At 43.7% G+C, this 25,734-nt stretch carries 12 protein-coding genes; 6 read left to right on the top strand and 6 right to left on the bottom strand.

Features of this window, described 5'->3' with window-relative positions; all coding sequences use genetic code 11:
* The first annotated feature begins 24 nt into the window (after positions 1 to 24).
* Positions 25 to 2,445: an ABC transporter permease gene (locus R8G66_07625; protein MDW3192217.1), complete on the top strand. Its 2,421-nt coding sequence runs from the start codon at positions 25 to 27 to the stop codon at positions 2,443 to 2,445.
* A gap of 4 nt (positions 2,446 to 2,449) precedes the next feature.
* Here the strand turns inward: R8G66_07625 and R8G66_07620 are convergent, their stop codons facing one another.
* The 6 genes from R8G66_07620 to R8G66_07595 form a co-directional block, all read right to left on the bottom strand.
* Positions 2,450 to 5,140 carry a cadherin domain-containing protein gene (locus R8G66_07620; GenBank protein ID MDW3192216.1) on the bottom strand — a complete coding sequence of 897 codons (2,691 nt, stop codon included), beginning with the start codon at positions 5,138 to 5,140 and terminating at the stop codon, positions 2,450 to 2,452.
* Positions 5,137 to 12,330, bottom strand: coding sequence for a toxin TcdB middle/N-terminal domain-containing protein (locus R8G66_07615; protein MDW3192215.1), 7,194 nt, complete (start codon positions 12,328 to 12,330; stop codon positions 5,137 to 5,139). Before R8G66_07615 ends, R8G66_07620 begins: the two co-directional genes overlap by 4 nt.
* Before the next feature lie 236 nt (positions 12,331 to 12,566).
* Positions 12,567 to 14,114 (bottom strand): long-chain fatty acid--CoA ligase, encoded by a 1,548-nt coding sequence (locus R8G66_07610; GenBank protein MDW3192214.1) that lies wholly within the window; start codon positions 14,112 to 14,114, stop codon positions 12,567 to 12,569.
* Between the two features lie 91 nt (positions 14,115 to 14,205).
* Positions 14,206 to 15,543 carry a carboxypeptidase-like regulatory domain-containing protein gene (locus R8G66_07605; protein ID MDW3192213.1) on the bottom strand — a complete coding sequence of 446 codons (1,338 nt, stop codon included), beginning with the start codon at positions 15,541 to 15,543 and terminating at the stop codon, positions 14,206 to 14,208.
* Positions 15,544 to 15,633: 90 nt separating this feature from the next.
* On the bottom strand, positions 15,634 to 18,348 hold the full coding sequence (locus R8G66_07600) for a 4-alpha-glucanotransferase (GenBank protein MDW3192212.1): 2,715 nt from the start codon (positions 18,346 to 18,348) through the stop codon (positions 15,634 to 15,636).
* Between the two features lie 27 nt (positions 18,349 to 18,375).
* Positions 18,376 to 19,710, bottom strand: a complete 1,335-nt coding sequence (locus tag R8G66_07595) for an MFS transporter (protein ID MDW3192211.1) — start codon at positions 19,708 to 19,710, stop codon at positions 18,376 to 18,378.
* 501 nt (positions 19,711 to 20,211) lie between these two features.
* Between R8G66_07595 and fbaA the strand changes: the two genes are divergently transcribed.
* The 5 genes from fbaA (at position 20,212) to R8G66_07570 (ending at position 25,716) form a co-directional block, all read left to right on the top strand.
* Positions 20,212 to 21,276: a class II fructose-bisphosphate aldolase gene (fbaA, locus tag R8G66_07590; protein MDW3192210.1), complete on the top strand. Its 1,065-nt coding sequence runs from the start codon at positions 20,212 to 20,214 to the stop codon at positions 21,274 to 21,276.
* A 156-nt stretch (positions 21,277 to 21,432) separates the two neighbouring features.
* The gene (locus tag R8G66_07585) at positions 21,433 to 23,154 is read left to right on the top strand and encodes an alpha-amylase family protein (GenBank protein MDW3192209.1); all 1,722 of its coding nucleotides are present in this window, start codon (positions 21,433 to 21,435) and stop codon (positions 23,152 to 23,154) included.
* A 19-nt stretch (positions 23,155 to 23,173) separates the two neighbouring features.
* Entirely contained in the window at positions 23,174 to 24,061 is an 888-nt protein-coding gene (locus tag R8G66_07580) for a 3-hydroxybutyryl-CoA dehydrogenase (protein ID MDW3192208.1), read from the top strand.
* Between the two features lie 103 nt (positions 24,062 to 24,164).
* Positions 24,165 to 24,959 (top strand): ion transporter, encoded by a 795-nt coding sequence (locus R8G66_07575; GenBank protein MDW3192207.1) that lies wholly within the window; start codon positions 24,165 to 24,167, stop codon positions 24,957 to 24,959.
* Between the two features lie 94 nt (positions 24,960 to 25,053).
* Positions 25,054 to 25,716: a hypothetical protein gene (locus R8G66_07570; GenBank protein MDW3192206.1), complete on the top strand. Its 663-nt coding sequence runs from the start codon at positions 25,054 to 25,056 to the stop codon at positions 25,714 to 25,716.
* Positions 25,717 to 25,734 lie beyond the last annotated feature (18 nt).

The following is a 25,734-nucleotide window of genomic DNA, read 5'->3' as shown; positions in this document are numbered from 1 at the left end:
TACGGTCTTTGAACCGTTACAATCATGCTAAAGAGCTTCTTATTGATTTCCATCAGACACATCCTCAAGAAAGGTTGGATTTCAGGATTAAATATCTTTTGTCTGTCTCTGGGTGGAGCCATTTGCTTGTTTGTCTACTGCTTTCTGGTCTTTGAAACTGGCTACGATTCGGCATTTGATCAGGATCAGCAAACCACTTACCGGCTTGAAAGGCATGCTGTAGCCGAAGGTGGGCAAATTACCAGAGATGCACTGGTACCCTTTTCATGGGCTCCTACTTTGCAAGAAAATTCACATTTCCAGGTAGTACCGGCCCGACTTATACCCTATTCAGAAGAGTGCAATGCTTTTTTCGAAAGTATCGGACCTCAAGATGATCGCAAGACTCATTTTCTGAAAAATGCCTACTATATCGAACCTTCGGTATTGGACTTGTTCCCTTTTCAGTGGATCAACCTCTCCGAAATAACTTTTGACGCTCCATCCATCTTTTTATCAAAAACTGCTGCAACAACCATCTTCGGAGGCGAAAATTATGAACAAACGGAAGCATTGATCCTTCAATCCATTCAAAATACAGGTTTGCCAAGCCCAGATTATAAGATCGTCGGTATTTATGAAGACTTGCCTCTAAATTCCAACTTGCTGCCGGGAATACTGATATATCAGCCCGAGATGTTCCGATTTTCCGGATCATCCACCCTGGCTTACACTTACGTCAAAACACCTGAAAAGCTCTCGTTTGAACAACAATCTCAGACTCATGAAATACTACAGGAAGGGGAAACGATGTATCTCCGTCCTGTGGATTCCATTCATTTTGCTACGGAAATATCAAATAATCCACATCCTATCGGGAACAAGGTGCTATTGATCTTTTTGGCGGTCCTGGGGTTGATCATTATGCTATTATCAGTCACCAATTATACCATTAGTGCGATTTTCGGAACCATCGACCGTATGAGAGAAGTAGGTGTGCGAAAGGTGTTGGGAATGAAGCCTGTCCATTTAATGATCAACTTTCTCATCGAATCATTTCTAGTTCACCTCATTTCAGGCGTGTTTGCACTGGCCATGTTTCAATATATGTTAGTGAACGGTATACCCTTTATGCCTGACCAAAAAACAATCGGAGTAGGTAGCCCGTTGGATTTTCACGCCATTGGTTCAGTCAGCCTGGAGCAGACTTTACTTTTCACACTGATTCTTTTTGTTACAAGCACCTTACTTTCCAGCATATATCCCGCTTTGTATTTCAATCAGATCAGGCCAGTAAACCTTTTGAAAGGCAGGCTTCAAATTTTGAATTCTAGTATGTTGAAAGGTGCCAATTCTGTCGTTAAAACGCTGATTATTTTTCAATTGACCTCTTCAGTATTCTTTCTTTCAGGGCTAATGATCGCCAATGATGAGTTGAGAGCAGTCAATCAGCGCAATGCACGTTCTTATGACTTACAAGTGCGGGGCATCTTTCCTGGATTGGCCGGTGCCAATCACACGTTTAAACAGATGGCCTCTTCGAGCATCAATGACCTCAGAAACCGGGAATTGATCAAGGACCTATCATACGGCAACTTGTATCGAGATCAGGTACAAACCCGTGGCTCCATCGATCTCCTCTCTCCTCTTGAGGAAAGCAAGACAATCTCCTTGCAGGTCGTTGATCATCGCTATTGGAGCGACACCCTGGCCTTTTTGTCGGGAGAAAATTTTCACCCGGATTTTGGCTCCGATCCTTTCCACATCGTTCTGAACCAAAAAGCTTTGGAAGAACTTTCTCTTGGGGCAGCAGAAGAGGCCATTGGCGATACGTTGCATAGCAATGTGGGAAAATTCAAAATTATAGGGATAACGAGCAGCCCCACCGAAGTTTCCATTGCGTATGTCAGTGGGTTTCGATACAAAACCTACCTGGACATCACCCTGCACTATGATCCGGTATTGAGCAATCAACCAGATGTTTATGAATTTGTAAAAATGGCAGAAGTTCACCTCAGCACTGCCTTTCCCAAGATCAACCTTCTGAAACGTGACTTTCAAAAAGAACAATTGATCGAACAGGGCATTAATGTGATGTTCTTATTATTCAGTGTTTTGGCTCTGGCCATCGCGGCCTTTGGGCTGTTCAACCTATCAAGCTTCATTGTGGAAAAACGTGGAAAAGAGATCGATATACGAAAGTTATTGGGGGCACAGAAGTTTAACCTGATCGGAATTATGTCCTCCGACTTATTTCAACTGGTCATTGTCGCATCGATCATAGCCGCACCCATTATCTATCTAACCATTTATTTTGGACTCAGCCAATATGCCAACCACATTGATCTGAGCCCTTTACTGATTTCTATTCCAGCACTAATTGTTTTAAGCATCGCGTTGATTGTTGCTATACCAAAATGCTGGCAGCAAGCGAATAGCAACTTATCGCAATCCCTCGGTAAGTGATAATTTATTCTTTCACTAACATCACCTTTTCAGTTTCTCCCGACATACTGGTCAATATCATGATATAAGCTCCGGCACGTAGGCTATAAATATCAATAGCCGTTTCCTGAGATTGAATACAAACACGTCCCGTAAGGTCCATGATGGATATGGACGAAAAGGATTGCCAATCTATATGGATCACCTCTCTAGCCGGATTTGGATAAATTCTTGGACCATCGCTGCCTTCACCGATAGACAGTGGATCATCATCCAGGTCGTTGATATTGATGGTGACCATGCTACTTACAGTTGCCGATTGATCTGCGACATTTACTTCTAATTGAAACTGACTATTTATCTCAAAGTCTAAAGGCTCCGAATTGGCTACCTGGATCTCACCAGTCGAATCATTGAGTTGAAATGCACCTAGTTCATTTCCTGTCACAATTTCATAGCTCAATTCATCACCATTCTGGTCCGAAGCCTCCACAAAGCCTACAGAAGTATTCACAGCTGCATTTTCATCTACAGATAAAACCACATCGGTTGTCTCTGGCGGAAATTCCACCTTTGTCAAATTGATCGTTATAAGCCCCACATCTTCCTTTCTGCTATCCGATACTTTGATGGCTAGGGTAAATGAAGGATTGTTAAGGAAACTGACCGGCTCACTATTTACGACCGAAATCTGTCCTGTATTCTCATCAATTCCAAAAGCTAGCAGATCATTGCCAGAAGAGATGCTGAAAGTGAGGCTATCTCCATCATCATCGGATGCAGTAACTATTCCAACCACAGTACCATTGACGACATCTTCGGCAATGGTAAAGGTGGCACTGTTGATGACTGGCGCGCTGTTCGTATCCAACTCAACCAGATCGACCATAATAATTGCCGTATCAGCCAATTGTCCGTCAGAGGCCTCCACTTCAAAAGCAAAACTCGGGTTAACTGCAAATTGAAGTGCTGTTGAATCCAGCACTGATAATTTGCCAGAGGATTCCCCAAGATCAAAGACAGTCTTCACACTGTCCGTCAAAATGGAGAATGTGAGGCGATCTCCGTTTTCATCTGAAGCTGCAACTGTTCCCACGGGCGTGCCCACTGGCGAGTACTCTTCTATGGTGAAAGTAGCCCCAGAAACAAATGGTGCAACATTGAGTGAATCAAATACCTTTTCTAATTCCACGGTAACGATGCCAGAATCTGTTAGTTCTCCGTCACTGACTTCAATGGAAAGTGAAAATTCAGAAATTACATCATAGTCAAGCGGAATGGAATCCGCCACCAGCAGTTCACCTGATAAGGAATCCAGTTTGAAGGCTTCCAATTCGTTTCCAGACAAAATAGAAAAGAACAACTCATCTTCATTCTTATCTGATGCTTTAATTTGCCCAACAGAAGTACCTACTGGTGATTGTTCTACAAGCATAAACACGGTATCCTCAAGAATCGGTGCAATATTGACCGTATCTGAAAATTCCTCCAATTCCACAAGCACCGTAGCAGTATCCGCAAGTGCACCATCACTCACTTCGATCTCCAATGTAAAATTGGGATTGGTATCAATATCCAGAGACACTGAATCGGCCACCAACAACTCACCTGAGGCAGCATCTAATTCAAACGCTGCTAAGTCATTTCCTGACAAAATAGAAAAAACCAATTCATCATTATCTTCATCAGATGCTTCTATTACGCCTACAGAGGTGCCCACCGGTGATAGTTCCGTCAATGTAAAGGTGGTATCTGAAACCATCGGTGCAAAATTGGGTTTACCTCCCATCTCGAAAAGATTGATTGAAATGGAGGCTGTATCTGCAAGTAATGAATCGCGCACTTCAACGGACAATTCAAATATGGGATTGGTTTCAAACACCAGTGGTATCGAATCAGCGACGGTAATATCTCCGGCATTCTCATCGATTTGGAATGCCTCCAATTCGTTACCAGAAATGATCGCAAATGTTAATTCATCTCCGTTTGGGTCCTCAGCAGATACCGTACCAACAAGGGTTCCTGCCGGTGACAACTCTTCGAGTGTGAAAGTCTCATCTAAAGCTGTAGGTGAATTAGTGGAGTCCGTAAGTTCTATAACTTCGATGTAGTCAATCTTTTCCAATAAGACCGTATCGCACCCTTTCGAAGCTTCAAGCGAAACGGAGTATAAACCCGGACTACTATACTCATGTACAGGGTCGGCAATAGTGGAAGAATCACCATCTCCAAACAACCATAGGTATTCAAATCCATCTCCTACCGTTTCATTGGTAAAAGTCACGGTCATCGGACTAAAGTCCAGGACATCATCGGCCGAAAATTCAACAGAGAATGACTCAACATCCACCGAAACCGGCAACCTGTAATTGACGGTACATCCCAGGCTATCACCGTCACTTTCTGTTACCACCACACTTCCACTGAAATCCCATCTAACCTCTATCTCAGAGGTGTTCTGACCACTAATAATCTCACCCCCAATCACCTGCCACTCATAGGACAGGTCTGCAATTTCATCAATGCTGTAGCTATACTCACACCTATCCGTAATGGTTGTATCCCCTTGTATGGATTTATCTCGCTGCAGACCTATGGTCTTCGCTACTCGTTTCCCGTACTTGTAGGTAAACTCGATGGATTGCGCGTTGGTCTCCCCCACCATTGCCATTAAGGCAATCAAAAAAACACTTTGGATAATAACTACCTTTCTCATTGTCTGTAATATTTATCACCTAATGTTGTCGCATTTTGTTCAACAGAAAAATGACTGTGATTATGCGATGAAACTGTTGAGATAGCTGCTGAAGTGATACTTGGCAACCCAAATACTGGTAAATAAAATAAGCCATACCTCCTGCTTTGTATGGTGTGTCCAAACTCATGGCTATTCAGACTTTCGTTCTCAACGACTATGAAATTCCCAAGGGATATTCCACCAAAGAAAGAAGAAGAAGTCAAGAATGTGATCCCCTGCCTAAAAGAGAAAGAAGCATTACCATCGATGGCTTCAACTAAACTGGACAAACTGTAACCCAGTACTGTTTGAGGTAATTCCCAGGTAAACCTACTTACAAGTTGCCAGGTTCGTTCGACTGCCGAGAATGCTTTATCGGTCTGAAACAGGCCTTTTGTCGTATTGGAATTCTTAAGGAAATCTTTCACATCAGCCATGATTGCCTTGAAAGCTGCACTTTTCGCACCATTGAGGAACTTACCTCCACCGATTACTGCCTCAGTACCTCCGGCAATTGCCTTTATCGCGACGCTTTCTATGAAACTTACCTGATTTTCACTGGCATATTTTGTAAGCACAGCAGAGGCTCCTGATAGGAACCCATGTTCAAACTTACCGCCCTGGGAAACTTCTGAAATTCCTTGAGTCACTCCGCTCGAAATGATTTTCTGACCTAATTCACCAATATTCAAGGCTTTCGTTATCTCGCCAACACCAAAGGTTGCCGCCGCCATGACTCCTGATATGACTCCTTGTTTTATTCCCACTTTTAAGGCGTCACCGAGGCTTGCTCCACTAAGCAATGCCGCAGATGTGGATGAACCAAAACCAAAGCCTACGCTCGAACCCACGACTCCAGCGAAAGCTCCCCCTATAGCCTTTCCTACAACCGCTCCTATTCCACCAGTAACCAGCCCTATTCCTACCGACACAATGGTCACCTTATGCTTCTTGATAAAACTACCGACGGATTTAGCGGCACTTTTTACGGCACGTCCGACGCTTCGAACAACGTTGCTTACCTTCCTGACTACTTTCTTGAATGCTCTCTTAATTCCACTCCAGAAGTAACCACTAGGATCAATCAATGTAAGCGGATTATTTCTAACATAACTGTACCTATTGTATCCCTGTAGATCCGTGGCTCCATTAATGAATGGATCAGCGGAAATAAACCGACCAATTACCGGATCATACAATCTGCCATTCATATTGACCAGCGTGAAGAAACTCATGAACTCGTGCATGGTAAATCCTCTGGCAAATATGGTTTTGGGGTTCGTATCAAGAGGTTCCCAGGTTTCTGGATCTCTTGGTTTTCCCCATGGATCAAAAGAAAGCACTTCAAGTACCCTCCCATTAAGGTCGGTTACTGTTTGTAGTGAACCCAAATGATCTTTGTGCAGGTATTGAATATCCTTATCCTGACCATTTGTAAGGGATTGAATGGCTACAACCCCCTCAGGAGTCTGTATATAGTTTTGTTCTTTGACATCTCCGCCTTCCTCTATGCGCTCATATAGGCGACCGATATAGACCTTGATCTGACTTGTTGTATCATTAATTGTAATGGTAGATCGATAACGCAGACGATCGGGGCCATATTCATAAAGTAATTGAATTGAGTCCTTTCGTAATTCTCTTACTTTTTGGAATGAATAATAATCAATTTCTTCTACCAAAAAAGAAGGACAATCCGGAGTAGAGACTGAAGAAACGGCATGTGGCCCAGCTCCATTTTCTCCGTAGGTATAATCTCCAACATCACTTTTGCTGACAATATTACCAATGGCATCATAAGCAATTGTTACCTGGTTCTCACCTACTTCAGACGAAATCAGTCGATTGATATCATCGTACTCAAAGTCCTCGGTCAAACCAACAATTTCATCAGACCTTGAGGTGATGTTACCTAAAAGGTCATAAGTCATTTTCAGGTGTTGTCGACTTCCCTGAATATTGGAACTTTCGATCTCCTCTATGAAACCAGTCTCTTCATTGAACCGCCTGGTAATGGTCAACCCATTACCATAAATCTGCTCCGTGTTCTGTCCACGTTCATTATAAGTAGATGCTCGCCAAAAGACTTCTTCATTACTTCTGACCTCCTGTAAGTATCCAAATTCATTGTACAGGTTAAATACTTTCAAACCGGAAGGGTAACCCACTTCCTGTACTCGACCTTGCGCATCATAAATATTAGAGGTTACAAAATCTTCTCCATCCAGCGTGAGTGTTTCCTGGGAAGCTCTTCCATAATTGTCGAACTCAAACGTCTTGATGTAACCATCGGCTTCCACTTTGGATAACCTTCCAATGAAACCTACATCATAACTCCAGGTTGTCGTACCCTCCAGCTCCTGGCGGCTCGTGAGCCGGCTCATTTGATCATAGGTCAAATTAACCGTATTGCCTTCGGGATAAGTCTGTTCGGTTAGTTCGCTAAAAGCGTTATACTTATATTGAAATACACCAACATCAAGGTCGGTTAATTTAGTCCTGTTACCGCGCAAATCATATTCGGCCTTGACCTGGTTTCCAAGCGGATCAATTGTTGCAATGATATTTCCAAATGCATCATATTGATAGGTTAATTCCGACCCATCATGATCGGTCACCTTGGAAAGTCTTCCTACAACATCTTCCTCCTCTACAACTGACTGGCCCTCGGGGTTGACATTTTCTACCGTCAGGCCCATATATCTAATGGAAGACTCTCGCCCTCCGGGAGCATTCACTTTTATCGGTCGATTGATTACATCATATTCAAAAGTTGTCCATTTTGGCTCTCTACTGTAAGGGTCGCTCTCCATCTCCAGGTCTCCTTCATGGTTGTATACCTTGTCCATGAATACTTTCTCTCCATTGAAGCGTGTATTTTCCGTGCGGATCTCTCGGTCCAACAAGTCAAAATAAGTAATGGTAGGAGGACTTCCGGACACTTCCGTCCATAACAAGTGGACGGCATTAGATACGCCAGCTCCATCGGCTTTCCTATAAATGTGCCTTACAATGTTACCATCAGGTAATATTTCCCTAACTTTCCTTCCGAATCCATCATATTCAAAGAAAGTCGTCAGATCATTAGGATCTTTTAATGTACTTATCTGACCAAAAAACGGCTCTCTAACGATGGTTTCAGAGTGTCCAAGTGCATTGGAGCTTTCCGTGACGAAACGACCTTCTTCGTCGTAAGTAGTCGTTCGCTTTCTTTCCTCCTCAGATCCCCTGGAAATGCTCTGTATAATATTTCCAAAATCATCACGGGTATATTCTTTTTCGATCGACAAATCATCATCAGGTAGGAGGATTTCCTTTATCAGTACTCCTGTCTTCGTATCATATTCAAACTTAGATGTTCGGGAACCGGTACTTCCTGGGATGGTCCTGGTGATTGTTGCTTCGGTCAACCTACCGAGATGCCAAAGTGCTTCATTATCGCTGTATTCATTTTCAGTAACATCTTTATAACCTTCGCCATAATTAACCTCCAAATAGGTTGGGTTACCAAAGCGATCATACTGGTAATAAGTAGATACACTATTTACGAATGAGCCATCCAATTCATATGCCTTTTGAGTAGACCTTTCTACAAAGGACCTGTGAACATCTGTGAAACTATTGCTAGCCAGCACCAGCTCATTGTCCGTTTCTGAAATCAATACTCCAGCAGCATATTCTTCTACGCGCTCGACTTTTGTACCTACAAACCTGAAATCCCGATTGAATTTCACTACTGTTCTTCGGTCTGTCACAGCGTCAATATTTTCAGTTTTCCCAAACCCTCTAAATCCCCTGCCCTCAAGCTCAATCTGTGCATCAAAATACTTGTAGCTTATGGGGTATTTACCTCCAATCCCATCATCTGTGGTTTGTGAGGAAACGACATAAATTGGCGCCTGAAAGTCAGCATTAGGATATTCGGCCTCATTTCCACGTTCGTAAACAGTACTATCTGTCAACGGCTTATATTCATACGACAGTTCCAAACCATGCCCGTTGACCACTGATGTTAACAATGGATTCGGGGCTGAAAGAAATGAAACGTACATCTCACTTCGGCCAGATGGAAGCCAAAACTTATCGAGTACTCCATCTCCATTGATATCGCCAAATCGGTCATGAAGAAAGTTGGATGATGTGGTATTAATCCCATTCACATTACTGGCCTGCAATACCTGAGGCTGAGCAAATGATGAGCCGGTGGAATAAGCCACATAAATTTCATTATTCCCGCTTGGGACATACATGAGGTCAGACAGACCATCCCTGTTCAAGTCAATGAATGACTGGTATGTCCCATTGTTAGAAAAGACATTCAGTCCGATATCGGCTTTGTCTAACCATGGTGTAGGCGCTTCTGAGCGAAGACCGTTCCCTAGCGCAACAAATAGTTTATCCTTATTCGAGGGCTTCCATATCCTATCCTGAAGACCATCCCCATTGACATCTGCGTAGCTCTCGTACCGACCTTCAGAAGAGAACACATCGGATCCTTCTGCATCTCCCTGACTCAACCATTTAACGGCATCCCGAAAAGGATCCTGATCATCAGCAGATGCTTGAATCAACCATATATCATTGGAGCCATTTGGTCGGTAGACAAAGTCAAGGTAACCGTCATTGTCGATATCTATGAAAGTCTCGTGCTGCCCCTTATTGGATATCAAGCTATTTCCTGAAGCATCACTGTTATCAATCAGAATTTCGGAATCTCCATTTTCAAACCCATCACCTTCGCTCAACGCTAAATACCAATCCGTACCTCCATTAGGATAGAACAGGTAGTCACTTCGGCCGTCTCCATTGTAATCCAACACAAATTCATGTTGACCATCTTGTGAAAAGGGATTGTTATTTCCTGCACTTCCTGCTGGCAGCCATTCTTCTGGCGTATTAAATTGATCACCTTTATTTCCCAGCGCCACCCAGAAACTGCTCCCACCTGCAGGAACCCAGGCATAATCTGTGTAATTGTCTCCGTTGAAGTCTGCAAAATGTTCGTGTTCTGCATCTGTGGAATAGGCCTTTCCATAACTTCCAGTGCCCAGCCACTCTATGGGATTCTCTAGCCCTGAACCATTGGATATTGCAACATACCACGACTCTCGACCTTCTGGAATGAATAAATAGTCACTAAAACCATCATTATTCATATCCAAAAAGCGTTCCCTTAAACCATTAGTAGAATAAGGCTTCAGTCCATTATCAAATGACGCCAAGAATTGCTCCGGCTCAGAAAACTCATTTTCCGTTTCTCGATCTTCTTCTTGCCAACGAAATACTGTTGAAGCAAAGTTGGTTCCATCAGACCCATATTCCGTTATCGATCCGAGATTGGAAATTTTATTGAATCCGATTTCAGTATAACTCAACTCATATTTTCTGACTTGTTGACTTTTATGAGTTGCAGTGATTGTTTTGAGTCGCTGCGTCCGTTTACTGGAATCGCCAAGTATAAATTTTGTAAATGCATCAGGGCGATCCTCATACTCAAATTTCACCTGACTGGAGGGCGTCAAATTCGCATCATCATTTCCCGTATAATCAATGGTGACAGGATAGAAATAGCCATTTTCCGTATCTTCATCATAAGAAATGGTAAAGTAGTTTCCGAACACATCCTCTACTCGATTCAAGAGCCAAAACATGACTTTATCCTCATCTCCTCCCAATTCAATTTTCGAATCCTCCGTATAACCGTAGTATTTTGTCAATCCATCCTTGGTTCGTATGGTAAAGGTTGACGGTCCTGTTACTCTGCTACCTTCAGAAACCACATCCTGAAAAGTTTCCTGTTCGGTCCTATACCGGGCCCCTGACTCACCATAGTTTCCCTGCACAGCAATTAATCGCTCGCCATCAAGGGAAAACCGATCGCTCTGATCAAATAAGATACCCCGCTGAATACCATCCTGGGCATAAGTTGGAGCCGTTCGGCTGATCACAGATAAGCCGCCGATAAATGGCTCTCCACTGTTGTGACTTATGGAAATAGACAATTGAGGTTGCATACCAGAAGTCCCTGTGGCAATTGTAATAGGGATACTGGCATTTACTCCTCCGGACTCATTCACCTGAGCATTGACTGGTGTATATCCCGAAGTTGTTCCTGCCACTTCTGTGAAGGTATGGCCCGCGGTACTTTCCAAAACCGTGGGAGAATCCGGCGATTCTCCATTTCCGTTGATGGCTCTTACCCGATAAGCGTAAACTCCATTGGAATCCAGTTCTTCATGCAAAAAACACGTAAATGCCGTATCATTCAAAAAGGATCTCAATGGCACAAAATCCACTGAATCGGCTACCCTGTACTCCAATACTACAGAATCGGTATTCTTTGAAGGGGGATCCCAACAAATCTCCATTGACGTGGGACTAATTGGGGTCACCTTTATGCCTATTTCGTCAGGTAAGGTTGTATCGTAGAAGAAATTAGGGTTGAAACCAGCATGTGGCCGGGTAAACAAGGAATCGACCAGGGAGTCAGGAAGACTTGTCAGACCCCTGGCTAATCTGAAGGCAGGCAGCCAAACACCAGCCGTATCTACGGCAGTATTCGCTGGTACTTGTGCTTCAATGGCCACGTTCACTCTGAAATTACCCCGGACTTGCAACGCAGGCTGATAGGTCAACTCTTCTACACTATCTACAAGTGCAACAGAATCTCCAGCGATCGTTCTGAAAGTCAACCTTGCTCTAGTGGGAATATTTTCATTGAAAATAATACCAAAAGTATCTACGTATTGCAGTGGACTCTCGCCATAGTACACCAACTTCCCACTGGAAAGGTCAGAACTATCCAACGCGAGTTCCATGTATTCATCGGATGAAGGAATGCGGTCAATCGAATCCAACATTCCATCCAGAATGGTGTATATCGAATCGATGAGGTAATAGTGCAATCGACCTTCCCGGTCCAGACTGTCATAATGAATCCAGACTCCACCTGAATCTGTTGCCGCTAAAAACAACACTGAATCACTATCAACAGTCGAGTCTTGTTCAACAAAATATGAAAGGCTGGCTCCTCCAAAGGGCAAAGCACTTTTAGTCAATTCTATTCCCAGAGCACTCTCACTAAAGATGAGCAGTGTCCCGAAGAATAAGGAGGTTACGAATACCAGTAGCTTCCTTAGTAACTTGGGATTTTTGTCAGTGTGTTTCAAAACCAGCGATAGTAATTGTTTTACATTATTTCGCCCCCATTGTTAAGTGAGTTGGCGTGTCTTGAATTCAATTTAAGGTATAGAAGTAGAATTCAAAAGTTATCGCCACGCATATACCTAGAATCAGGTATGAAAAACATTAAAAGTAAGGACTTATGCTAACAAAACAGGTAATCACCCTGGGGCAATTACCTATTCATTAATGGCTATTTACTCTAATTTATTTTCAGCAATAACTAAGCATATTGCTTCCGGATTTCTTTCTTCAGGATCTTTCCTGTAGCCGACATGGGTAAGCCGTCAACAAAGTCGATTTTACGAGGATACTTATATGCAGCAATCCGTTCTTTGGTCCATTCACGCAATTCGTCTTCTGTACAGGTAGCCCCATCATTAAGCACAACGCATGCCTGGATCTCTTCACCGTATTCATTGTCCTGAACTCCGATCACCGCAACCAGGCTTACTGCTTCGTGCTTGATGATGACCTCCTCTACTTCGCGAGGATAAACATTGAGACCTCCTCTGATGATCATGTCTTTGGTTCGATCTACAATAAAGAAGTACCCTTCTTCATCTTTGATCGCTACATCCCCAGAGTGCAGCCAACCATTATTAATGGTCTTCGCTGTAGCTTCTGGCTTGTTGTAATAGCCTTTCATCACATTGTGCCCTTTGTAGCAAAGCTCACCCTTTTCTCCGGCAGGCACTTCATTGCCTTCATCATCCACAAGTTTGACCTGCACTCCCCAAACAGGTGTACCAATGGAGCCAACTTTACGATCTTCTTTACCGTGATTGAATGAAACCACCGGGGAACCTTCCGACATGCCATATCCTTCAAGGATCGTGACTCCATATTTTGCTTCGAAATCAACCAAAACCTGCTCTGGTAAGGACGCTCCACCTGACACGGCAATTCTTAGGTTAGCACTGACATCCCCAATGTGCGCTTCATTCGTATATTGGTTAAGTCCCCAGAACATGGTAGGTACGCCAGCGAATACGGTGATCTGGTGCTTGCGCATCAACCCGATCGCTGCGTCCGCTTCAAAACGAGGCAGCAAAATACTATGAGCTCCCCGATAGATGCCTGCATTCATCAATACCGTCATTGCGAAAATATGAAACAATGGCAACACGATCAATTGTCTATCTGTTGCAGAAGTACCTACCAGATCAGCAGACAGGATGGCATTCATCATCAGGTTGCTATGTGTAAGCATCGCTCCTTTGGGCTGACCGGTCGTCCCTGAAGTATAAATGATCACTGCCAGGTCTTCTGCGCTGGTTTCTGCAGGATCAAAAGCCGGAGATTGGCCATTCATCAATGAGCCCAACGTCTCTTTTCCCAATGGGCTGGCTGCCGCAGGATCCGGCATGATGGTGTAGAATTGTTCACAGCTAGCTACTTCGTTGAATGCCTCATACCCCATTTTTCCCATAGGTAATTCTTCGGTACCTATGAAGCAGAAAAAGGCTTTTGCTTCACTGTTTTCAAGGTGATAGGTGGTCTCATCTTTCTTAAGCAATACACTCAAAGGCACACATACTGCTCCGGCTTTCAGAATCCCGAAATAGACGATTGGGAAATAGGGCAAATTCAGGCAGTTCAAGGCAATTTTATCTCCTTTTTGGATGCCCTTAGCTACCAGACCATTGGCCACCTGATTGGCAGCACCATTCACCTGAGCATAGGTTAGTGTCGTTTCTCCAAATGTAAAAGCAGGGTGATTGGGGTATTTTCTGGCTGAGGTTTCCAGAATAACAGATAAGTTCAACATGTGCTGATTCTTGGGTTAAGGTTTGAGTTCAGTTTTTAAGCAAACAATGGTTGCTTGTCCCTAAAACTAATAAGAGAAAGGATTAGTTATTCTATCCTCCGGTAGATATTATGATCACACCGTTGTTTCCTTGCTCCCCATAAAGCGCGGTTTGTGTCAGGCTGTTGAGTACTCGTACAGATTTAATAAGATTGACATCCACACTGGCAGCAACAGATGAATAACCCCTACCCATGTTGGTATTATCCACGATGAAAATGGGTTCATTGCTTGTCAAGATAGAACCGCTACCCGTTTGTCGCACATAAACCTTCACAAAATCCCCTGCACCAGTCACGGTCAAGGTCCCTATTCGTTTCAGGTAATCAGCCAATGATCCATAACTCCAGGTCTGGTCTGCCTCATAATCTGTAACAGAGGATTTTTGTTCTTGTTGCTTTTTCTTTTTCCCGGACCATTTGAACATGGAAAGCACACCTGCCTTCGTCAGGCTTTCTTCCACTGGCGAAGAACCGTCCGATATGCCAATTTTGGCCGAGAGTTCTTCACTTGGGTACCATTTACCAAAAGAACTGGTTCTGTAATAGGTGGTGTTACCAATCTTACCAAAGATTTTGAATTTTGTGAAGTGCAGATCTATTTTATCGCTATTTACAATCAACTCTCCTCTGTCATCAAAAAACACTTCTTTCGGGTGTTCTTTCAATGCCCAGGACATGACTTTATAGATATTCTGCCGATCTTCTTTCAGGATCAAAGGTTCAAACTGAACAAAAAACTCTTTTTCAGTCAGGAACAGAAAGTCGTCTTCCAGGTCGAATTTGGTGAATCCATCGTAAGGCAATAAGTCCACGATGATCTCTTTAGGGATGATCTCCTCACCTGGCTTTCCTTCCTCATCAACACCAAGGAACTTGATCCGCATCTTCACGTCCTTTAACCTACTGGAATACCCCAGGCTGACCCAATGGATAAAAGTGGTATCGAACTCCGTCTTGACTTTTTGCGCAATGGCCGAACCTGCGTAATCCACATCGGTCATGAATCGGGAAGCGGTGGAATAGACCCCTCCTACTTTTTCGATTTTGGGCTTGTCACGTTTTTCAGTGATCACAATCTCTTGTAATTGGGAAACATTCTCCTTTAAAATCACCTCTAACTCCTGGTCCTTGATTTCCTGGATATTGAAACGCTGCCGATGATAACCGACACAGGAGACCAACAAGTTTTGACCGACGTATTCCGCCGGCACCAGCAGTTCGAATTCGCCATTGAGTTCGGAAATGGTCCCGATATGGGTGTCCACAATGCCAATATTCACAAATGGAATCGGTTCACCATCGGTTTCGACGATCTTACCCTTGAGTAACACCTGGCCCGCACTGCTCAGGCAGCTAAAAACAAGGAAACTAAATAAAACGCTTCTCATTACTTGTTGTCAAGTAAGACGTAAACCATCTGTCTTTGGTTTACCCTTAAAACCCTACAACTGTAATTTAAGCAGCATCTTCAAAATGTCCTAGTCTATCCCATTACGACCGGAATCATTTACCATATGATGCAATCTCGAGTTGAACGCCTCTTCCTCCATCAACTGTTCGGTACTCAGATGAAGACGATATCTCCAGTAATGCTGTGCAATGGCCGGTACATTGATGCGCTCTTCTTCCGGAATTTCACGTCTTAGCCTGCCATCCATTGCCAACAAGTCTTGAATGGGGAATATGGCCAGCATCCCCGGAGAATGCATGTGTTGATTGACCACCTGTTCGGCTAACCAAGGCTCGCAAAAGAAAGGTGAGCCTCCCTGATGTCCGAGAATACTGTTATAAAATCGCTGAGCTTTATCCGAATCTTCCTGCCACCACTCGCGCAAAGTCGACATGTCGTGACTTCCGGTACTACACACACTCATGTACGGATTATCAGCCGGATGCAGGAACTCACGATCATCGTTGGGCATACGCTGTATGGCCAATGACAGGATACTGAGGTCGTCCATCACCCCCGGAACAGAAGCCGGAACCATACCCAGGTCTTCGCCACAGATAAGCATATTGGTAGCTTCCTTGATGGCCGGAAGCTTTTGCATAGCACTCTCTCTCCAAAACTCATTGTGTCGATGGTAGAAAAAATGATTGTACAACCGATTGAGTTTCTGTTGGGTATCGTGATCCAGGTCCTGATATGAGTATGTGTTATGAAAAGCAATGCGAGGATTCCAGGCGACACCATCACTCAATGGTGCTTCAATGAAGAGCACTTCAGCTAATAATCGATACAGGTTTTGACGCTTCCACTGCAGGAAGTCCGTCGAATCCGGGTTCTCGCGGATCAGGCAATCAAAATGCTCTTTGACTTTTCGCTGCGAATTAAATTGTGACTTGAGTCGATAGCAGCCTTGTCGGTATTCGTCCAGGTAATGATTGAAAATATCGTGGGCATGGCTTCCGAAGATCTCATACACCATGTGCACCCGGATGTATGGTTCGCAGAATCGCTGATGATCAAAGTCGAGTCCCCAATCCTGAAATTCATTGACATGAACAGGAATAGCCGGATTGAACCGTCCCAGAATACCTTCAGCATGCTCCCAACCCATTTCCCAAATACGGAAAAAGCCCAGAATATGATCGATACGGAATACGTCAAAGTATTCTGACATTTTCACCAGTCGCTCGCGCCACCACTTGAAGCCATCTTCGGCCATTTTCTCCCAATTGTAAGTGGGAAATCCCCAGTTTTGTCCTGAAACTGAAAAATCATCTGGTGGAGCACCTGCCTGGCAAGCCATGTTGAACAACTCTGGTTCGACCCAGGCGTCCACAGAATCACGGTAAATCCCAATTGGAATATCGCCTTTCAATACAACCCCCTTACTTCGGGCATATTCGGAAGCTTCTTTGAGCTGTTTATCCAGGTGAAACTGCAAATAATAGTGCAAGGCAATTTCATCGTAATTTTCGCTTTTCGGATCACAGAAAGCCTTGATCATTCCTGCATCTACCCGGGCATATTCTTCCCACTTTTTAAAGTCGGAAGTGCCATATTGGTCTCTTAAGCAACAAAAGGCGGCATATGACTCCAACCAGGATTGATTGTCTTTGAAGAATTCCTTGAAGTCCTTGCTCTTGAGAAAAGAAGCCTTCTGCTCATCAAAACTCAATTGAAAGAATTTGCTTTTCAAGGCCAACACACCATCGTAATTGATCTCCGGCAGGTCATTCAGTTTCTTCGCTCTGGCGTCAAATTCTGCCTGGACCTTTTTATCCTTCAGCGGTCCTATGGCTGCCATGTTGGCAAAAATCGGATGCAAAGCATTAACGGAGATCGCCGCATAAGGATAAGAATCCGTCCAGGTCTTAGTGGCAGTTGTATCGTTAACCGGTAAGATCTGAACCACTTTCATGCCAGTCTTTACAGCCCAATCAGTCAGCAGGTTGATGTCTGTAAATTCGCCGATTCCTCCACCTTTTTCAGACCTAAGTGAGAATACCGGAATCGCAATCCCGGCACCGCGCCATGGTCCTGTAGGATATTGAAAGGATTCGTCCGTTATATACGTAGCTGTCCCGGGTTTCAATGCACTTGATAAAAAGCGGCGATTCTCATTCGCATCCCACCACTGGATTTTCTTCTTTTCCTTATGGTATACAACATACTTGTACTCGAAATCCAATTTCCCTTTCGTTACCGGAACATCTACTTTCCAAACTGGAAAATCAACGTCTGACATCAAGTGAACAGATTGCTCTTTCCAGGCACCCATTTCCCTGGTAGACCCCACTACCCCAAATACAAAATCTTTATGGATGCGCGGAGCACGCAATTGGAAGCGTATGAATGCACCTTCTACCGCCTTCGGTTGTTTTTTACCTGGCGTTCTGTGACAAAAAGCATTCTGAAATGGTGAACTGTACAACACATTTTCCTCATTTTTTTGAGGACGCCAGAAATCTCTGATCAACACACGTGTCAGGTCTTTTCCTGCGGCGAAATTCCTTGGATTACCGAACTCCGTATGAGCGTACCCACCTTGCTCAGATCTCACCCAGTAGCGATACTGGAAAGCTTCCGCTTTGATCTCCAACTCCAATTCCCAATTTTCCCCATTCACTGACTGAAGAGGAACAGCTTTGGTTTCGTCCAAATCTCCCAGCTCTTTACATGACCCGGACACATAAACCACCTCACCCCACTGAGTTCTATAGTCGATACTAAATACTGCTTTCACGCTGCTTAAATGCTAAAAAATTAGAAATTATGATTGAACAACTTCGCCTTTGTCGTCTACAAATCGAACACAAAAGGCTGCTATCAAAAAAGACACACCAGCCAATACGTAGGCATAGATGGCATGAGAATCAAAAAGTCTTTTGACGATAGGACCTCCAATCACACCATTCACAATCTGCGGAATGACGATAAAGAAATTGAAGATACCCATGTATATACCCATTTTGGCTGCTGGTATTGCACCGGCAATGATAGAGTAAGGCATGGAAAGGATACTCGCCCAGGCAATTCCGATCAGCGCCATACCAACGAGGGTAAACGACTGTACAGGAATGAAATAAATAGAAAGCATGCCTATACCCCCGCATACAAGAGAAAGGGCATGGATCTTTTTCCTACCGAATCTATCAGCTAGTCTTGGCAACACCATTGCATAAAATGCAGACACAGCATTGTAAACACCAAACATGACCCCTATCCAGTTTCCCGCATCATTATATAATGGCGAATTTGTATCGTTTACTTCCGCTCCAAATACATGTTGAGCGATTGCAGGCGTACTGAAAACCCACATAGAAAACAGGGCAAACCATGAAAAGAACTGCACCAAACCTAGCTGCTTCATGGTTGCAGGCATATTAGCAATGTCTTTAAAAATGGAAAAGAATCCTCCGGACTCGTCATGAGATTCGGCATCATCAAATTTGGCCATTTCCTCCGGAGAATACTCTTTCGTTTTGGTTACCGTCCAAACGATGGTAGAAATGAATACTACCGCTCCGAAGTAAAAACTAAACTTGACATTATCCGGGACTTGTCCGGCTGCAGCTTCCTTCGAAATACCTACCCACTCCGCCAGGATGTACGGCAAAAACGATCCTATAACCGCTCCAAAGCCGATTAAAACAGCTTGTGTTGAAAATCCTTTGTTGCGTTGCTCTTCGGGCAAAACATCAGCCACCAACGCCCTAAAAGGCTCCATTGAAATATTGATAGAAGCATCCATAATCATCAGGATACCCGCCCCTACGAACATCGGAGGAATAAAAGAAGCCAGCGCCCCTGAATTGGGCATGATGCAAAGCGCCAGGGAAGCCAGGATCGCTCCAGTCAGGAAATATGGTCTTCTTCTACCCAGACCATTCCAGGTACGATCGCTGAAATAACCTACAATTGGCTGTACAATCAGTCCGGTCAAAGGAGCTGCCAGCCAAAACCAGGAAAGGTGCTCTACATCTGCTCCGAAGTTTTGCAAAATTCGGCTTGCATTTGCGTTTTGTAAGGCCAACCCAAATTGGATCCCCAGAAAACCCATGCTCATGTTCCAAATCTCAGCAATAGACAATAAAGGCTTCTTCATACTATTTTTTTAGGTTCGGTTGGTGATTTTTCTGATCTCTTCAATACCAAAATCGGCATTCAATATTTTTTTACTTTTTTTTCAAAATCGGACCCATTTTTTTCAAAATCAAACAAGATTTTGACGAATACCATCCTCAACACAGGTCGACCCCTCTTCTGAGGCTCGTCCGTCGCAAACGTTTGAAACAACACGCCAGTCCCGATTCGTAAAAAAATCCAACTTTATACAATTTTATCAACTCCGAAAAATAGCTAAAATCTGCGATTTAAGCCGTTTTTTAGCCATTAAGTGAGGAATGAGATTTATACGAAAAGCTCACAATCCAAGTGGAATCCGGATCGATAATCATGAATTTATCATTTAAATTCATATGTAAATCCACTCCAATTCCTTAAGGCACATCAAACACTAGCGAATTTTCGCTAGCCGTATTCATGTTCTGTAATGAATCCGTTTATATTTGCCCAAATTTTTAAAAGATCTAACGCTGAAGTAATTATGAAATTCAGACCTGGAGTTCTGGCCGGACAGGAAGTAACTGACTTGCTGAACTACGCAAATGAGAATCAATTTGCACTTCCAGCTGTAAACGTCGTGGGTACCAACTCGATGAATGCGGTAATGGAAACTGCCAAGGAAGTGAACTCACCAGTGATCATCCAGTTTTCAAATGGTGGAGCAGCATTCGTAGCGGGAAAAGGACTTTCTAACGACGGACAAAAAGCTGCAATCGCTGGCGCTGTTGCCGGAGCAAAACATGTTCACGAGCTTGCTGAAATGTATGGTGTGACGGTGATTTTGCACACAGACCACTGTGCGAAAAAATTGCTTCCATGGATGGATGGCATGATGACAGCCAATGAGAAACACTTTGAGCAAACAGGGAAAGCTTTGTTCAGCTCTCATATGCTTGATCTTTCTGAGGAGCCTATCGAAGAAAACATCGAGACTTCCAGACAGTACTTTGAGCGTATGCACAAGATCGGGATCACACTTGAGATCGAATTGGGAATCACCGGAGGTGAGGAAGATGGTGTAGACAATACGGACGTTGACAATTCAAAATTGTACACCCAACCAGAAGAGGTTTCTTACTCTTATGAGCAATTGAAAACCGTAGGTGATAACTTCACGGTTGCTGCAGCTTTCGGAAACGTACATGGCGTATATAAACCAGGAAACGTTCAACTTTCTCCAATCATCCTGAAAAATTCTCAGGACTACATCCAAGAGAAATTCAATACAGGTCACAACCCTGTGAACTTCGTTTTCCACGGTGGATCAGGATCTTCTCAGGAAGAAATCAGAGAGGCCATCTCTTATGGTGCAATCAAAATGAACATCGATACCGATATGCAGTGGGCTACCTGGGATGGTATCAGAAGCTATTATGAAGGAAACGAAGGCTACTTGCAGTCTCAAATTGGTAACCCTGATGGAGACGATGTTCCTAACAAGAAGTACTACGATCCTAGAAAGTGGCTGAGAGAAGGTGAAAAGACCTTCGTTGCTCGATTGAAGCAAGCCTTCGAAGATTTGAATAACATCAACAGAAACGCATAAACGTTTCTTTTAGATTTGTGGCACCAACATTTTGTGAATGCCCACAACGCTAAGAAATTAGCCCTTTCAATTGTTGGAGGGGCTTTTTTATTTCAGACGTAGCAATAAATACAAAGAATAATTAAAAGAAAGGGTCATATACTGCCCCTTAGCACCATGAAAAACAAACGCATGGTTTTGTACCACGTAATGACCCGTCTGTTTGGCAATACCAATTCAACCAACAAACCCTGGGGCACGCTGGAAGAAAATGGCGTCGGCAAATTTGATGATTTCACTTCTGATGCGCTAAAGCAACTTTCGAAAAGTGGATACACCCATATTTGGTACACTGGAGTAATCGAACACGGTGTGCTCACGGACTATGAAGAAGCGGGTATACCATTAGATGATGCTGATGTGATCAAAGGCCGGGCAGGTTCACCCTATGCGATCAAAGATTATTATGATGTCAACCCTGATCTTTCCAATGACATCAACAATCGGGTGACCGAATTTGAATCGTTGCTTGAAAGAAGTCATCATGCTGGTCTGAAGGTTCTGATCGATTTTGTACCAAACCATGTTGCAAGGAGCTACCATTCGGATAAAAACCCGGGCAACTTCCCAGATTTTGGAGCGGACGATGACCTGACGAAAAGTTTTGACCCCAATAACAACTTCTACTACTTCCCGGGACAGACGTTTCAAGTACCCGCTGGATATCAAACGCTAGGCGATTGCGAATTCCCGACAAAAACCGGACATTTCGACGAAAATCCCGCAAAGGCTACCGGAAATGATGTCTTCTCTCCTACTCCTTCTGTCAATGACTGGTTCGAGACGGTAAAACTCAACTACGCCGTGGACTATCAGGATCACCGCAAGACATACTTCGATCCAATTCCTAACACCTGGCTAAAAATGAGGCATATCTTACTCTATTGGGCAGCCAAAGGGGTGGATGGATTTAGATGCGACATGGCCGAAATGGTTCCCGTCGAATTTTGGGCCTGGGTCATCAAAGAAGTAAAAGCTGTTTATCCGAAAATCACTTTCACTGCGGAGATCTACATTCCCGATAATTATCGGAATTACATTTTCACAGGAGGATTCGACAACTTGTATGATAAGGTAGAATTGTACGACACGCTGAAGCGCATCATACAGGGACATGCCTCCACAGATGACATTACCCGTGTATGGCAAAGCCAGGAAGGCATAAGTGATCACATGCTACGATTCCTGGAAAACCACGACGAGCAACGCATCGCTTCGCCTGACTTTGCCGGGGACATGCAAAAAGGAATTCCCATGATGGCAGTCACGGCGTTCATGCATAAAGGCCCAGTCATGATGTATTTCGGACAGGAAGTTGGCGAACCTGGAAATGGCTTTTCCGGTTTTAGTAGTGACGATGGTCGAACCACAATCTTTGATTATTGGGGCGTTCCTGAACATCAGAAATGGATGAACCATGGGAAATTCGATGGAGCGATGCTTTCCGCTGCTCAAAAGGACCTTAAGCAGCGATATGAAAAGCTATTGCAGACAACTAATCTCCGCGAATCAGTTCGGGAAGGTGCATTTTTTGACCTTCACTATTACAACCGCAATGCACAATATCAAGGATACAGCAATCGCATTTATGCTTTCATTCGTCACTCCGAGAACGATCAAGTACTGATCATCGTTAACTTTGCCGAAGAATCGGAAGAAGTCGCCATCAAAATACCAGATATGGCCTGGGAGAAAATGAACATCAATACAGATACCGTAGTAATTGGAGCAGACGCAATCAATCGACAATCAACGGTAAGTTTCGATACACCCTCTGAATTGAAGCTGACCATTCCGGCATTGGACTATCATCTGATCGAAATCGAAAAGAATCTTTAACTATAACCCATCAATGAACATTAAAAACGTAGCTGTAATCGGATCCGGGACCATGGGAAATGGAATCGCTCATGTGTTTGCGCAAACCGGATACAACGTAAGCCTGGTAGACATTTCCGCTGAAGCACTGGAAAAGGCTTTAGGAACCATCGGTAAAAACCTGGATAGACAGATCAAGAAGGAATTGATCAGCGAGGCAGATAAAGAAGCCACCCTGGGACGGATCACTACCTTTACAGAAACCAGTGAAGGCATCAAATCAGCGGACCTGGTGGTTGAAGCTGCCACAGAGAATGAATCCATCAAACTCAAGATCTTTCAGGACATGGATCAGCACGCACCCGAGCATGCCATCCTGTCCACTAATACCTCCTCCATTTCAATCACAAAAATCGCGGCGGTAACCAAACGACCAGGACAGGTGATCGGTATGCATTTCATGAACCCTGTTCCGGTGATGAAATTGATCGAGGTGATCCGTGGATATGCCACAACGGATGAAACTACAGCGACCATAATGGAGCTGAGTAAAAACCTGGGTAAGGTGCCGGTTGAGGTCAACGATTATCCTGGATTTGTGGCTAATCGCATACTCATGCCGATGATCAATGAAGCCATCTATACTTTGTACGAAGGCGTGGCTGGTGTAGAAGAAATTGATACAGTAATGAAGTTAGGAATGGCACACCCGATGGGGCCGTTGCAACTGGCCGATTTTATTGGGCTTGATGTTTGCATATCTATTCTCAATGTATTGTATGAAGGTTTTGGTAATCCGAAGTATGCCCCATGTCCCTTACTGGTCAATATGGTGACTGCTGGCTATAAAGGAGCAAAAACGGGTGAAGGTTTTTGGAAATACACGGCTGGATCAAAAGAGGTCCAGGTAAGCCCTATGTTCCAATAAGGACGGATATTTGGTGGGTAATTGATATTTTATTTCGTTAATTACCCACTTCCTTTTAATTTCAGGGCTGATTTGCTGTAAACTAAGCCTCGCCTGCTGAAAAATGAAGTTCGTTAATCGGGTTTTCCTGAATGAGCAAATGATCATCTATGCGATCATTCTCAACTCGATCGTCTTATTTGCACTCGGATTCCCGGGCCTTCGAGATTCGCTTCTGTTAGAACGAGTTGATCTCTTATTCACTGTTTTTTTTGCCTTAGAAGCGATCTTTAAGATCAGAATGTACGGTTGGTACCTGTACATCAGAAATGCCTGGAACCGGTTTGACTTTATACTGGTCATCATTTCACTTCCATCTCTTTTCGAATTGACCCATCTGTTCCCGGACATAAGCTTCCTGCTGGTATTCAGATTGTTGCGGATACTTAGAATCCTACGATTCCTGCGATTCATCCCCAACATTCAGCAAATGTTCGCGGGGATCACCAGGGCGTTTAAAGCTTCGGTTTTTATTCTCATTGTCTTATTCATTTACAACGTCTTACTAGCTGTTTTAGGAACATTCCTTTTCAGCGAGGTATCTCCACATCATTTTGGCAACCCCCTACTGTCACTTTATTCCATCTTCCAGATCTTCACGGTAGAGGGATGGAATGAAATTCCTGAAGCGCTGTTGATGAATATTCCTGATGAGGCACATCTGATGCAGGGATTTGTAAGGGCTTTCTTCGTACTGGTCGTACTTTCAGGAGGTATATTCGGTTTTTCAATTGTAAATGCCATCTTCGTCGATGAGATGATACAGGATAACAACAATGATCTGGAACATAAGATCGATGAGCTCAACCGCAAAATTGACATGTTAGTACGCGATCGGAATGACAACAGCTTAGAATAAAGTACATGTAGAAATTAATACAATTTTCAACCAATATCTCATTATGAACCGCCACGCCATTTTAAAAAGAACACTTCTTTTATTCGCTTTCATTATGCTCCTTTCAAATGTCTACGGACAAGTTGATTGGAAAAGAAAAGCAGAAAAAAAAGCAGATCAAGTCGTTGACAAACTGCTGTTTGGCAAAAAGAAAAAGAAGAATGCCGAACAGAATCAAGAAGTCAATCAACCCAACCCAGATTACTCCACCTCTTCTCAAGAAGAAACATCCAATGAAGATACTTTCCAACCGGAATCCGTTGATTTTGAAAGCATTGATATGGGCAACTCCATTCCCTTTCGGACGCTCATCAATATTTTACCTGAATCAACCCAGGGATATCAACGTGAGGGTAAGCCGGAAGGCTCGACCATGAAAATGCAAGGAGTTGCCTACAGCATGGCTCAAAAATCCTATTCGAATGGCAGTAAAGACCTTGAAATTACACTGTACGACTATTTAGGGGCTGAAAGCTATGCGATGGCCATGACCTCTGGTCAGTATGAATACGAATCGACAGAAGGGTACAGTAAATCCATCGTCATCGATAGCATGAATGGTTGGATCACTTATGACAACAGTTCCAAAGAAAGCAATCTCATGCTCTTCAAAGATGGTCGATTCTGGGTAATGGTCAGCGGTGAAAACCTCGATGAAAACGCTTTAACCAATATTGCTAAAGACGTTGATTTAGGCCGATTGAAAGCCCCTGAATAATAACAAATGCAGAAGCCT

This window comes from Cytophagales bacterium, assembly GCA_033344775.1.
GTDB lineage: Bacteria > Bacteroidota > Bacteroidia > Cytophagales > Cyclobacteriaceae > JAWPMT01.
The sequence above is the reverse complement of the archived record's forward strand: the minus strand, read 5'-3'. Positions and strand labels throughout refer to the sequence as shown.